This window comes from Anoxybacillus flavithermus, assembly GCF_002742685.1.
GTDB lineage: Bacteria > Bacillota > Bacilli > Bacillales > Anoxybacillaceae > Anoxybacillus > Anoxybacillus flavithermus_E.
The window spans coordinates 1-12,194 of the sequence record NZ_PEDM01000045.1 but is presented as its reverse complement, the minus strand read 5'-3'; the positions used below and the strand labels follow the sequence as shown (position 1 = coordinate 12,194).

15 protein-coding genes are annotated in these 12,194 nt (G+C 41.7%); 2 read left to right on the top strand and 13 right to left on the bottom strand.

Features of this window, described 5'->3' with window-relative positions:
* Nucleotides 1-232 precede the first annotated feature (232 nt).
* Together CS060_RS13170 and CS060_RS13165 are read right to left on the bottom strand one after the other, a co-directional pair.
* Nucleotides 233-1,060 (bottom strand): Rpn/YhgA-type helix-turn-helix domain-containing protein, encoded by an 828-nt coding sequence (locus CS060_RS13170; RefSeq protein WP_035046482.1) that lies wholly within the window; start codon nucleotides 1,058-1,060, stop codon nucleotides 233-235.
* Nucleotides 1,054-1,404, bottom strand: a complete 351-nt coding sequence (locus CS060_RS13165; protein ID WP_035046480.1) for a hypothetical protein — start codon at nucleotides 1,402-1,404, stop codon at nucleotides 1,054-1,056. The genes CS060_RS13170 and CS060_RS13165 overlap by 7 nt, the downstream gene beginning before the upstream one ends.
* A 500-nt stretch (nucleotides 1,405-1,904) precedes the next feature.
* Between CS060_RS13165 and CS060_RS13160 the strand changes: the two genes are divergently transcribed.
* Nucleotides 1,905-2,333 (top strand): hypothetical protein, encoded by a 429-nt coding sequence (locus CS060_RS13160; RefSeq protein ID WP_143269817.1) that lies wholly within the window; start codon nucleotides 1,905-1,907, stop codon nucleotides 2,331-2,333.
* A gap of 104 nt (nucleotides 2,334-2,437) precedes the next feature.
* Here the strand turns inward: CS060_RS13160 and CS060_RS13155 are convergent, their stop codons facing one another.
* From CS060_RS13155 to CS060_RS13110, 11 genes are all read right to left on the bottom strand, one after another.
* A complete protein-coding gene (locus CS060_RS13155; RefSeq protein ID WP_035046476.1) occupies nucleotides 2,438-2,737 on the bottom strand; it encodes a DUF960 family protein in 300 nt (99 codons plus the stop codon).
* Nucleotides 2,730-3,125, bottom strand: a complete 396-nt coding sequence (locus tag CS060_RS13150; RefSeq protein WP_035046474.1) for a hypothetical protein — start codon at nucleotides 3,123-3,125, stop codon at nucleotides 2,730-2,732. The genes CS060_RS13155 and CS060_RS13150 overlap by 8 nt, the downstream gene beginning before the upstream one ends.
* Nucleotides 3,126-3,142: 17 nt before the next feature.
* Nucleotides 3,143-4,051 (bottom strand): tyrosine-type recombinase/integrase, encoded by a 909-nt coding sequence (locus CS060_RS13145; RefSeq protein ID WP_052025501.1) that lies wholly within the window; start codon nucleotides 4,049-4,051, stop codon nucleotides 3,143-3,145.
* A 377-nt stretch (nucleotides 4,052-4,428) separates the two neighbouring features.
* Nucleotides 4,429-4,680, bottom strand: a complete 252-nt coding sequence (locus CS060_RS13140; RefSeq protein WP_035046472.1) for a hypothetical protein — start codon at nucleotides 4,678-4,680, stop codon at nucleotides 4,429-4,431.
* A gap of 39 nt (nucleotides 4,681-4,719) precedes the next feature.
* Nucleotides 4,720-5,013, bottom strand: a complete 294-nt coding sequence (locus CS060_RS13135; RefSeq protein ID WP_035046470.1) for a hypothetical protein — start codon at nucleotides 5,011-5,013, stop codon at nucleotides 4,720-4,722.
* Between the two features lie 12 nt (nucleotides 5,014-5,025).
* Nucleotides 5,026-5,472: a JAB domain-containing protein gene (locus CS060_RS13130; RefSeq protein ID WP_035046469.1), complete on the bottom strand. Its 447-nt coding sequence runs from the start codon at nucleotides 5,470-5,472 to the stop codon at nucleotides 5,026-5,028.
* Between the two features lie 346 nt (nucleotides 5,473-5,818).
* Entirely contained in the window at nucleotides 5,819-6,121 is a 303-nt protein-coding gene (locus tag CS060_RS13125) for a hypothetical protein (RefSeq protein ID WP_035046467.1), read from the bottom strand.
* Between the two features lie 341 nt (nucleotides 6,122-6,462).
* Nucleotides 6,463-6,660, bottom strand: a complete 198-nt coding sequence (locus CS060_RS13120) for a YegP family protein (RefSeq protein ID WP_231563512.1) — start codon at nucleotides 6,658-6,660, stop codon at nucleotides 6,463-6,465.
* 34 nt (nucleotides 6,661-6,694) lie between these two features.
* Nucleotides 6,695-6,862, bottom strand: coding sequence for a hypothetical protein (locus CS060_RS14175; protein ID WP_180271094.1), 168 nt, complete (start codon nucleotides 6,860-6,862; stop codon nucleotides 6,695-6,697).
* Between the two features lie 82 nt (nucleotides 6,863-6,944).
* Nucleotides 6,945-7,067 (bottom strand): hypothetical protein, encoded by a 123-nt coding sequence (locus CS060_RS14365; RefSeq protein WP_255350560.1) that lies wholly within the window; start codon nucleotides 7,065-7,067, stop codon nucleotides 6,945-6,947.
* Nucleotides 7,068-7,237: 170 nt separating this feature from the next.
* Entirely contained in the window at nucleotides 7,238-10,771 is a 3,534-nt protein-coding gene (locus tag CS060_RS13110; protein ID WP_052025499.1) for an S-layer homology domain-containing protein, read from the bottom strand.
* 376 nt (nucleotides 10,772-11,147) lie between these two features.
* On the opposite strand from CS060_RS13110, the gene CS060_RS13105 reads away from it, so the two are divergent.
* Nucleotides 11,148-12,113 (top strand): C40 family peptidase, encoded by a 966-nt coding sequence (locus CS060_RS13105; protein WP_099669036.1) that lies wholly within the window; start codon nucleotides 11,148-11,150, stop codon nucleotides 12,111-12,113.
* Nucleotides 12,114-12,194 lie beyond the last annotated feature (81 nt).

The window sequence follows — 12,194 nt, the reverse complement described above, 5'->3', positions numbered from 1 at the left end:
GATTACCAAGCGATTCAAAAAACATGGTTTGTCAAAGGAAAACAACGAATCATTCTCGTCTTACCTATCTCTCCTCAGAACTCCGTGGAGCTGTCAAGTGCTTTCCTTGACAGTTTTACAGAGTTCTGAGACACTGAAAAAAGACGAGAAAAGAAAAGGAACCAGAGTTCTATCACTCTGATTCCTTCACGTTAACTGAATTTATACTGTCTACTTTTCGGATCGCAGTGCACTAGCACCGTTCCTTTAACTCCTCAATCTCCTCTACAGGAAGTTCCGTTAATTCGTGAATTGTGTGCACATCATATCCTTTGTCTAACATTCTTTTCGCAATATTTCGTTTCTCTTTCTTCTCATACGAAATCATTAATTCCAACACTTGTTCTTTTTCTTTTGTTTCCATTTCATTCACCTCGTTTCGCAACTGTTGTTCTTCCTCATCCGACAGCTTCACATATGTTTCAAAAAAGCCGATTAATAATCGTTGCTTTGCTTCGTCTAATTCCATGCGCACAATCATTCGTAAAAACTGCTTTTTTAGTTCTACCCGTTCACTTTCAGTATACCCCATTTTGCTTAACAACGCAGCGGCGATTGGATTGTCGTGGCGAATGTAATCACGCCAGTTTTGTTTGGGTAACTCCACGGTTAAAAATCGAAATTGAAGCACATCAAAAAACGGGAATTGGAGTGTAAACGATGAAGGTTCATGGCGAAGAGAATCGTAGCTAAATACGGCAATCGGTAACATTCGCTTTCGGTATTTTTCAAACAAGCGGCTAAAGTAAATAAACATCCGTTCGGGAAACGATGGCTGCACGTAGCTTTGATTTTCAATATGGACGATAATGAGGCTATCCTCCCCTTTCAACTTCGTCTCAACAAGCAGATCGACGCGATACTTTTCCCCTGCCGTCACATCCGTAAACAGTTCTTCCGACAAAAACGACACGTGCTGAAAGTCGATATGGTCATGCACATACGGGAAAAAGAGGAGAATAAACTCTTCAAAAAACGTCGTGATTAGCTCTTTAAACAATCGGTCATGATCAACTACCATATATGCACCTCACTTTCTGAAATGTCACATACCTTTTCGACAAAATCAAAGAAAATCCTGCTTGGACAATAGAAAAAACAGAGAGCCGGTTCGACAGGTGACAGGAACGCTATCAAGACGAATGCTTGATCGTTCGTTGTGCTTTTGCTGCTTGCTTGCGTGAAAGACTCATGCTCGGTTGCTTCTTCTCCTTCGTCCCATTCCACCTCTTCTTCGTCATATTCCAACTCATATTCCTCATCGTCCCCGAATTCAAGCGTGTTCCAATCGTCCTCCCTCGTTCGCTTCAAATGATGATGGCTTCGTTTTCTTCTCGTTCCGTCATAACCAATGCCATGTTCCATACGTGTATGCTCCTTTCCCTGCTAAAATGAAATGGTCATGCGCGACGTTTGCGTACAGGTGCACAAAAACGTCCATGTCGCCGTTTTCGTGTACGTAGACGTAAACGTAAACACATTAATGTTATGTTAGGTGTCTTTATCAACAAAAAAAGAAAAAACAACACGGCAACCAAGCCATCCATTCATCGTCCTTTCGCTCTTTCCTGCAGTTGAACATGCAAAAAAGCAACACCTCCTCCTTCTTTGCCTAGTTGTTTCTCTTGTGGGCAAAAAAAACGATGGCTTGATGCATCTTTTGATTCGTCTTTCTCTTGAATCCACAAACGGAAAATTTCCATGACTCCATCGTTCTTTCCCCTCCTGCTTCCCATTTTCGGTCGACCGAAAAATATGGTTTGCGAACGCTTCTGTCCATGCACAAAATGGGGCACATTTTGAATTTTCCAGTCGACCAAAAAATGAAAACAATAAATTAAGACATCGCGAAAGGAATGATCGAATTGAGACCAACCAACCCACGCAAGCGGCTGTTTGACTTGGAACAATATGAGAAAAAGCAAAAGAAACAAATCGAACACTTGTTGGAAAAACAAAAGGAATTTTTGTCCGAATGGAAAGCGTTAAAGAAAGCATTCGAAACGGAAAGTGATGCATTCGAAAAGAAGCGAATCACATACAAAATGCAGTCGCTCGAGCGGCGCATAGAGATGGTAAAGGAGGAATTGAAGAAAAAAGGGTATAAAGACAACAGAGGGCGACCAAAAAAAGAAGCAGGAACGACGTATAAAGAACAACGTGTCAAATTTACGGCACATTTGTTGCCAGAAACGATCGCTTACTTAAAAGCGCTCAAGGAAAAAGGGGTCATTCCTGATCTTTCTTCCTTTCTGGACGAATTAGTCCGTCATCATAAAAACGAAACCGAATAAGCGGCAAAATAAGCGGCAAAAAAAAATGAGGTCAAATGCTTCTTTCTGCTTTGACCTCATCCCACATTTCCAAGAACGTATCATTCTTTATTCGCTAATATTAATCAATAACAACTCGGAAATAAGACGATGACATGGTCTTGTTGATCCATCACCCACACCGTCTGTTCGATGGGAGGGGCTTTTTCCAGCGGCACAAACACCGTCGTTTCTCGCTCTGGCTGTTCTTGCCGTTGAACGAGCCATTGTTCGTGATTTTGCACGTAAAACTCAAACACTTGTAAGTAATCCGTCATTTGCTCATTCCTTTCATCCACATACCGAAGGATGAACTGTAGATGTTCTTCACTTAATGTGTCCGCGACCGCACGTGTCATATAACGAGGCTTGTATCGTTCAAACATAAAAATCCCCTCTTCCTTCGTTCCAATCGGCTTGTTCCAACAGCCATTGTTCCGTCACTTCATCATGTATGCCAACAAGCGTATAAAATAGCTGAAACTCATGCCCCCATCGTTTCGCGATGCGGTAAAATGTCATGTCTCCATGATGATGTCTTTCGACATATTCCAACGTAAATGGATCATCTACCTGTGCCATGACGTCATCCTCTTTTTCTAGTAAAATGAGCGCTTGATCGTACGGCAAGAAGAAAGCATGCAGCGATGTTTCTTTTCCTCCTGCCTCATAAAGATGCAGGAAGTCCTGTTCGATCGCTTGAATGAGCGGCTGTGGTGCCCGCCTGTATGCTTTTAATGCCTCGATGTCATTGACACATTGAATGACTTTCATTGTTCCATTTCCCCTTCCTACAATAGCTGAACGGCATCCATCTTTTCCTGTCTTGTCGTTTGAATGTAAAACCTTGCGGTCATGTTCACTGTACTATGCCCTGCTAATTTACTGACCGTTGTTAAATCGACTCCTTTTTTCAACAAGCGCGTGCAAAACGTATGGCGAAACAAATGCGGATGTAAGTGAAATCCGAGTTCCTTTGAAACGTTCGCCAGCCACTCCCTGACCGCATCGCGATGCATCTTTGGCGCTCGTTGGCTCACAAGCAAATAGTCGCTGTCGACAAAACGCGAGTTCGCTCGTTCGCCTTGTTCGTATTGTTTCATGACGTGAAGCACATCTTGCCGCAACATGATCTCGCGCACTTTCCCCCCTTTGCCGCGAACGGTGAGCGTACGGGCTAAAGCATCAATGTCGGCTCGTTTGATGTTCACCAACTCCGACACGCGCACGCCTGTATAAAGCAATAAGTAAGCAATCAGTTTATTCCGTTGGCTTACTTTTGTCTGATCCTCGACATAAAACAACAGCTTTTCCACTTGTTCTTCCGACAATGCCGTCACGACATGTTCACTTCCAGCGGCAATCGAGATGCGGTCGCGTTTCAGTTGAATGAAACTGTCGCTTACGATTCCCTTCTTTTGCAGGAAGTCATTGTACACTTTTAAGCTGTTGATTTTTTTGTTGATCGTCGCCACCGCATAGCCGTTGTCGATTAAATGTTGCTTATAACGGACAAATGAAAAACGAGAAAGCGGCTGACGTGAATCAACCGCCTTCTCGACCATATACGCCTGAAATTTTGCCACATCCCCGACATACGACTCCATCGTTTTCGGCGATTTCCCTTCTTCGATGAGCCACTCTTTAAATGCATGGAGTAAATCTTGCACAAAATTCCCCCCTAAAACAGAAAAAACCATGGACACCTCATTCATCCATCGTTTCATCGTTTAATGATGTCAATGATGGTTTTCACCGTACATAAAGGGCACGATTGCTTGCATAGGCAAGAACACGGAAATACTTTCATCGGTCATTCCTCCTTTTTATTGTCCTTCGTTCATCCATTGTTTCATCGCTTCCGTGGCAACCGTCACCACAATGGTCGCAACAACTTTTTCCCACATGCCTTTTCACCCCCTTTCCCTCCCGACTCCCGACAGTTATATCATAATGTCATGAGTTTTTTGGCGCGAAAATGCTGGCGATGTCTCGGCACACATCGAATGTACCAGCGATCGTTGGAACATGTTTTGTTTTGTCGGGAGTTTAGCAAAAGAAATGTCGGGAGTTCATCTTATTCCCGATGGACTCGCTCTAAATAGCGGATGTAGTTTTGCAGAATTTGACGATCTTGATAATCTGGAATTCGGCGCAAAGCGGCTTCAATCTCCCTTTCGTTCATGTCAATCTCTTCGTCCACCACCTCCTCCAACAACATGTGAACAAGTTCTTCTTCGCTAAGCATCTCCCCATAGCTATCTGACCCATACCTGTATTCTCGGTAGTACGGCTCTCCGTTAATGAGGATGCGATGGTATTTTGCCATTTTCTCTTCCCCTTTCCTTTCATCGTCATATTGCCAGCTTCACACATATATCGTACAACCGATTCGCTTTCCGTCTTTGATCCACACTTCATACAACATCTCTCTCGTTTCTTCCGCAACGACCACGCCAGCAATCCACTCAATCCCTTCTGCATCCACATACATGAACGCCTCTAATAAGAGCGGATTCGGCAATTTCGCCACATGTTCGGCAGGAATGAGTAAGTCATCGATCTCCTCATGGTCAAACGCATACGCTTCGTACCCGACTTCCTCCATGTTCACTTCCACGCCAAACGCACGTTTCATTTTCTCTATAAACCATTCGAGCATGATTCTTCCCCCTCATACGTACCCTTTTTCTTTCAACGACACGAATCGCTCACCGCCAACGACGACATGATCCAACAATTCAATCCCGACAATTCTCCCTGCCTCCACGAGCCTTCTCGTCACTTCGATGTCTTCCCTTGACGGTGTCGGGTCGGTCGATGGATGATTGTGCGCGACTAACACCGACGCCGCATTTGCCAAAATCGCCGATTTAAACACCTCGCGTGGATGGACGATACTGGCATTCAAACTCCCGACATGGCAAACGTGGATGGCAGTCGGTTGATTTTTCGTGTCCAGACAAACAACGACAAACACCTCCCGATCCGCATCGGCAAGAAACGGCTTCAACAGCTTGTACGCATCCTCTGGCGACTTCACCTGCCTTTCTTTGTACAGCACGCTAGACTCACGAACGAGTTTCAGGCTTACAATGTTCACGCGCTTTGCGGATTGCATCCGATTCCCTCCCAAAATAAAAATCGCCCCAATTCCTTGAGAGGAATGGAGGCGTTCGTTCAAAGGTATAATATATGTTTCAAACCACGTTTGATGCGGAAAAAAAAGAAACAGAGAGCCACTCAATGACTCTCTGTCTCTATCAATCTTCGACAATCTTCGGGGCGTGACAGGCACGCGACCTAAGGAAAAAGACGAGAAAAGGAAAGGAACCAGAGCTTTATCACTCTGATTCCTTCACGTTAACTGAATTTATACTGTCTACTTTTTTGATCGCAGTGCACACGCATCCCAATGATAACTATTAAGTATTCAATCTTAAGGCATTTTCTTTCATAAAAATATTCTATTCATAATGCGTTTCTTGACTAACATCTGACGAATAGTTGCACCAGTATCCATGCTTTGGGTGACTTACTTTCTTCTCTCTTTCCAGTCTTCTCAATGCATCACTGACCGCACTGCTTATGGATGCATCTACAGGATATCCTATTCTTAAAGCTACCTCCCTATCTATATCTTCTTTTTTTATTAATCTATTACTACTTACCATTATTTGCTCTACAATTTGATAAATTATTGGGGTACTTATTCCTTGAATAACGTCCCTTGTTACTCTCATTCTATAAAGGCTATTATTATTAGACATTTTTTAACCTCCATAAAAAAATTGGTACTATAAAAAGTATCAAACCTGAATCCGTGACAGAAGCGTATTAAAAATGCTGGAAACCCCAATCATGCCGAGGTTCCAACTCAATTTCGAATGTTCACCTATTAGGTGAAGAACCCCAAGGGCAATATTTGTTGATTTAGCAAGGTTTCCTTGGCAGTTTTGAACACGTCTTTATCACGGATTCAGGTCAAAGATTAATTCCATTTTTACCCACCTCTTATTCCTACTTTTCTTAACATACGAATAGGAAAAGAGCATTATCTTTTTTCAGTCTTCCACGATCTGCTACGCTGTCTCATCCTCAACATCTGCGCTCAGGCATATCTTTTCACAGATTCAGTTCCTTCTTTACATTTTTGCTTGTTAGAATACATTTCGCTCGTCGCAACAACCTCATTGTTAGGAGCTATCAAAACAAAATAATATTGCCTGTCTCTACTTGACTTTATTTTAAATTTTGCGCTTCTTGAATAAAATCTTCCCTCCTTTCCATAATCAAATGTCTCAACCATAGTAAGAGCGAGTTTCAGAAAGAAATCAGTTTTCTTATTTCTCTTTTCTTACACCCTTAAACGGGCTGTTACTTGACGTTTTCACATTTATAAATCGACCGTCCTCACCACGTTTGACCCATGAGTGCGTCTTTGGATTATATACTTGAGAACGATTTTTCACAGCACCAATTCGATAATTTTCCCCTGTATTTTTGGACATTTCAATCCTCCCTCTCTCCTCCGAACCCCGCCACAGATAAACATTTCGACATATAACGAAAAAAACCTTCATACATTCATTTTTATTTCTCGACAAATTTCGCAAACAAGCCGAACATTTCCACACCAGCATACTCCACTCCAGAACGAGCTTCAAACTCATAATGTTCACACGCTTTGCCGATGGCATACGACTCCCTCCTCAAACAAAAATTGCCCCCATTCCAAAACGGAATGGAGGCGTTCAAAGGTATAATATATATTTCAAACGACGTTTGATGCGAAAAAAAGAAACAGAGAGCCACTCAACGACTCTCCGTCTCTATTAATCTTCGACAACCTTCGGGGCGTGACAGGCACGCATCCCCAATAGCTATTAGTTAGTAATAGTTTTAGCTGAAGCAGAAGGTGCCGCGTCAACACCAGTGTTGTCTTCTAAGCTAACATTGCTAGTAGTCGACGTTAACTCAACTGTGGTTGTTCCAACAGTCAACGAAGGTGAAGTACCTAGAGTAACGGTTACTTTGTTACCATCAATTGCGAATGTTGGAGTTGAACCGAATGAACCAGCACCAGAAAGAACAAAGTCATTTGCTAGATCAGCCAGAACAGCACCGCTAATTAACTTAACATTTTCGGAGAATGTGATTTCCACCTTATCTCCAGCTGATACAGAGCTATCTCCGTTTGCATCAACATATTTAGCTGAAATGATTACTGGTGCAGCTTGATCCACCGAAGCACTAGCTGTCGTTAATCCTGTAAAATCATTACCATTAACATCTTTAACAGTACCTAAACGAACAATGTTTGGTGTTGCATCTGTATCTGGAGTTGCTTTTTCTGCTACTGTAATAAGAACTGTTTTATTTGTCGCATCCGAACCATCTAATGCAGCACCTGTAACTGTGTATCCAGATACATCAAATGTAGTTGCTGATAAGTAATTTCCATTGATCGCTTCAGTAAATGTAAGCTTGATTTTATCAATCTTACCATTGTTATTTGAATCTACAGTAACGATACCATTTGTAGATGCAAGTGTTGGTGCAATCTTATCAGCTGCAGCCGTACCAGAAGCACCACCCAATGCTGTATTTTGGAACGTAGAATCATCCACAGCTACTGTACCGTAAGTACCTGACTGTTTCACACGTACTTTTAGTGGAGTTGTACCTGTTACATAACCAGCTTCATCTACCACGTTATTAGTGAAAGTAAATGTAATCTCAGCTTTGCCATCTTTGTTTACATATGAAACATTTTGTTGATTTACAGTTAAAGTTGTCCAGTCAGTACCGTCATTGAATTCAAAATCAGTAGCAACAACAGTTTTTAATTCTTTATTTAATGTAACCTTAACTGTTTTCTTATCAACCACGACTACGCTAGTTCCAGATGCTAAACCTAAGTCATTAGCAACTGTTCCAGATACTGTTGTCTGATAACCATAACCAGCAATTTTGTTTCCAGCCACGTCAGTCACATTGTTAGATACAGCAAATGGTGTACCTTGTGTTACTGTAACACTAGAAGGTAATGTAATTTTAACTGCGCTAGCAGATAGGGCAGTAATAGAAGTACCTGCTGGTAAAGCTTTATTATTGTATAGATAGTTATTTACATCTGTAGCTGTTGCCGTATTTACCGCTTCGCTGAAGTATACATAAATGCTGTTGCTGTTATTGCCTGTACCTTGTTTAACAGCAGTAACTGTTGGTGCAACTAAGTCTGCTACTGATAAAGATTTGCTGTAAGAATCCATCGTATTACCAGCGCGGTCTTTAACATTTTGGACAGTTAATGTATAGTTACCAGCATCTAATGCACTCACAGCTAACTGAACAGTATTAGTAGAACCAGATTTGAATGTTGCACTAGAGATTGTAACAACTGAACCGTCAGCTTTTTTCAATGTATAGTTGAAACGATTTTGTGCAGTTGCGCTATCTACAGACTCGCTAAATTTAACTTCAATAGTTGTTGCTCCCTCATTTACTGTTACGCTCTCAACAGTTGGTTTAGTAGTATCAGCTACTACGTTATAAGAAGTAGCTCCAGCAGCAACTTTAATACCGTATGCATCTACTAAATAGTTGTTATCATCGCTCTTCAAGTTAACAGCATGGATACCATTTGCGATAATTGTGTTAAAGTCTGTTCCTGCACCAGCTGGTGTTAATTTCAACGCACCGTTTTCAATAGTACGAGCAATTGTACTTGAGTTAAATACGTTTACTCCATCAATAAACAACGGTTGACCAGTTACATAGTTAGAAGGAGCAAGAGCTTTGTCGAATTTAACCAATACATATGATTTATCAGCTGCTACTGACACTTCTGTCATTTTACCAACAGTTTTATCAGTTACAACTGTTAAATCTTTCTCAACTTGCAATAATTTGTATCCTGCAACATCTTGAATTCCGTTATTGACAGATACTTTTAATTTGTAAGTTTTATCAGCTAAAGCTGTTGTTAATGGAATACGAACTTCATTTTTCTCAGCATCCCATTGAGGAGTACCTACTCCGTAAGCACTTAGAGAAACGCCATCAATTTGATAGTTCGCAACAGCAATAGCTTGGTCAGCTCTGACCGCTTCAGAGAATTTCACCACGATTACTTTGTTACCTTCCATTTTCACAGATTCTACAGTTGGAACTGTTGTATCTGTATAAGTGAATTTATTCTCCGATTTAGCAATGACTTTTCCGTCTTTTGTTTTCACACCATCAATCGTCAATTTCGCTTCAATTTGATTAGCTAAAGTTTGATACGTGCTATCTGTATCAGTATCAAGCGTAATTAATACTGACTTCCCATCTGCTTGAAGTGTTGCTTTCGGAGCTTCTGTCCATGCAGCGTTATTTAACGCAGCATTTACAGTACCATTGTTTAATGTATAGTTAGCTAAGTTCTCCGCTGAATCTTTATCAAGTTCTTTGTTGAATGTTACAAGAATTTGATTAAGGTTAATCGCACTTACACTTTCAACTTTAGGCGTTACAACTGGTACATCAACTTTCGCTTTGTCCGTTGTTTGACCTTTGTAAGATACGCTATAAGATTTGCCTTCTTCTAACGCTGTTTTTGTTTTGATCACAACAACGGTTGTTTTTGCTTCAGCTGCTGCAGCGGCTTTGATTGATACAGATTCGATTTCAACGCCTTGGATGGCGAAGTCTTCTTTTTTCACTTCTTTCAATTCGCCGTTGAATGTCACTTCTAATGTTTTTTGGTCAACAAGTTTCACCGCTGTAATGTCAGCTGCAGAAACTTCTTTTTTCACATCCATCGCACGTACGACGAATGAAGCGAATTGACCGCGTGTGACGCTTTGTTTTGGCATGAATTCAGTGTTTTTCGTTACACCGTTTGCCTCTAATGTTTGAATGTATTCACGTGCCCATGAACCTGCTTTGTCAAGGTCAGTAATTTTTGTTGTGTGGTTCGCAGGTTTTGTTAATTTGAACGCTTCAACAACGACTTTCGCCATTTGCTCGCGAGTGATTGTTGCGTTCGGGTTGAAGTTGCCTTTTTCGTCTCCGCTCATGACACCTGCAACTTTCACGATCGCAACCGCTTCTGCTAATTCAGCGTTGCTTGCTGGAACGTCTGGGAAGCCTGCACCTTGCTCAGGAGCCTTTACACCCGCATCTTTTAAAATGCGCGAGAAGATAATTGCAGCTTCACCGCGTGTTAATGATTTGTTTGGTTTGAATGTACCGTCTGCATATCCTTTAATGTACCCTTTTGCTACTAATGTAGCGATGTCATCTGCATGCACGCTTCCTGCTACGTCAGTGAAAGAAGCTGCGCTTGCTACTGGTGCGATCGCTGAAGCAACAACTGCTGCAGAGACTGTACCAGCTAAAAATTTGCGATAAGACTTTGGTTGGTAAGCCATCGACATATTTCCTCCTTTTGTTTCTGTTTCTATTTAAGTTCAGCTAAATTTAAGAGATATGTATGTTCTCTCTATAAAACTCTTAAACTTAGCGAGTGAACGACTACAAACTACATTATAATTTTTTCCATACACCGTGTCAACCATTTTTTGAACAGTTTTTCTTTGTTGGGATAACAAAACTTTTTCACATGTAGTCTTCCACCTATTCACCATTTTACCGAATGTTCGACTTTTTTCAATACCCATCAGCGTAAATTTTGTCAAAAACTTTTGTTACATAACTGTAAAGTTATGATTCTCCTATTTATGATACACTTGGAATAGTGTGAAAATGTCGAAAATATAAGAATCATGGCGGAGTGAGGTGTGACGTGTGAGAAAGTTTATTTCTGCATTGCTTTTGTTTTTTCTTTTTCCTTCCTTCGCTTATGCAAACGAAAGCTATGATCGGCTCGTTCCACTTGCCACAAAATATGTTGGGGTGCCGTATCAATTCGGAGGAAGTTCAGAGAAAGGATTTGACTGTTCCGGTTTTACACGCCATGTCATGAGCGGTGTGGGAGTGGAGTTGGCGCGGACGACAGCGGAACAATATAAGCAAGGAAGCGCAATAAAAAAAGAAGACTTACGTGTCGGTGATCTTGTCTTTTTTGAGACGTATAAGAAAGGACCGTCGCATGCAGGGATTTATATTGGCGACAATCGGTTTATTCATGCGAGTTCATCGAAAGGCATTACGGTCACTTCATTAGACGACTCTTACTATAAGAAGCGATACATAGGGGCAAGACGCGTGCTTGCGTACGAACAAGCACTCGGTCAATTCCAAGATGTTAGAAATGACTTCTGGGCGAGTAAAGAAATTGAAACGTTAGGGAAAAATGAAATGATACTCGGTTATGCGAAAAGCTACTTTAAGCCTGATGAAGTGATGACGCGGGCAGAAACGGCAGGGCTTCTGGCGACGTATTTGAAGTTGAACATGAACAATCGAAAAGAAACGTTTACAGATGTGACGAGCGATCATTGGGCAGTTGGCGCAATTAACGCGCTTGTGAAAGAAAATATTGTTGATAAAAGCAATAAACAGTTTCAACCTGATGAACCGTTAACGCGCGAACAGCTTGCGATGTGGTTTGCGGAAGTTTGGAAGTTAAAGCGCGGTGCGGATGTGCCGTTTGCTGATGTAAAAGAAACGGACGCGGCGTACGATGCGATTGAAAAGCTTGTCGCAGCAGGTATTGCAAACGGATATGAAGATGGGACGTTTCGTCCGAAAGAAACGGTCACGCGCGCGCAATTTGCGGTGTTTTTCTATCGCGCGATCAACGCAAAATAGCGAGGAAGGACAAGCTTTCCTCGCTACAGACTGTTGACAAAATGGTTGGAAGACACCCGTCTTCAAACCATTTTGTTCCAT

Bases quoted from the DNA above. Each gene is read 5' to 3' on its own strand.
- CS060_RS13170 (WP_035046482.1), bottom strand. From the start codon at position 1,060: ATGGTAGTTGATCATGACCGATTGTTTAAAGAGCTAATCACGACGTTT.
- CS060_RS13165 (WP_035046480.1), bottom strand. From the start codon at position 1,404: ATGGAACATGGCATTGGTTATGACGGAACGAGAAGAAAACGAAGCCAT.
- CS060_RS13155 (WP_035046476.1), bottom strand. From the start codon at position 2,737: ATGTTTGAACGATACAAGCCTCGTTATATGACACGTGCGGTCGCGGAC.
- CS060_RS13150 (WP_035046474.1), bottom strand. From the start codon at position 3,125: ATGAAAGTCATTCAATGTGTCAATGACATCGAGGCATTAAAAGCATAC.
- CS060_RS13145 (WP_052025501.1), bottom strand. From the start codon at position 4,051: ATGGTTTTTTCTGTTTTAGGGGGGAATTTTGTGCAAGATTTACTCCAT.
- CS060_RS13140 (WP_035046472.1), bottom strand. From the start codon at position 4,680: ATGGCAAAATACCATCGCATCCTCATTAACGGAGAGCCGTACTACCGA.
- CS060_RS13135 (WP_035046470.1), bottom strand. From the start codon at position 5,013: ATGCTCGAATGGTTTATAGAGAAAATGAAACGTGCGTTTGGCGTGGAA.
- CS060_RS13130 (WP_035046469.1), bottom strand. From the start codon at position 5,472: ATGCAATCCGCAAAGCGCGTGAACATTGTAAGCCTGAAACTCGTTCGT.
- CS060_RS13125 (WP_035046467.1), bottom strand. From the start codon at position 6,121: ATGTCTAATAATAATAGCCTTTATAGAATGAGAGTAACAAGGGACGTT.
- CS060_RS13120 (WP_231563512.1), bottom strand. From the start codon at position 6,660: ATGGTTGAGACATTTGATTATGGAAAGGAGGGAAGATTTTATTCAAGA.
- CS060_RS14175 (WP_180271094.1), bottom strand. From the start codon at position 6,862: ATGTCCAAAAATACAGGGGAAAATTATCGAATTGGTGCTGTGAAAAAT.
- CS060_RS13110 (WP_052025499.1), bottom strand. From the start codon at position 10,771: ATGGCTTACCAACCAAAGTCTTATCGCAAATTTTTAGCTGGTACAGTC.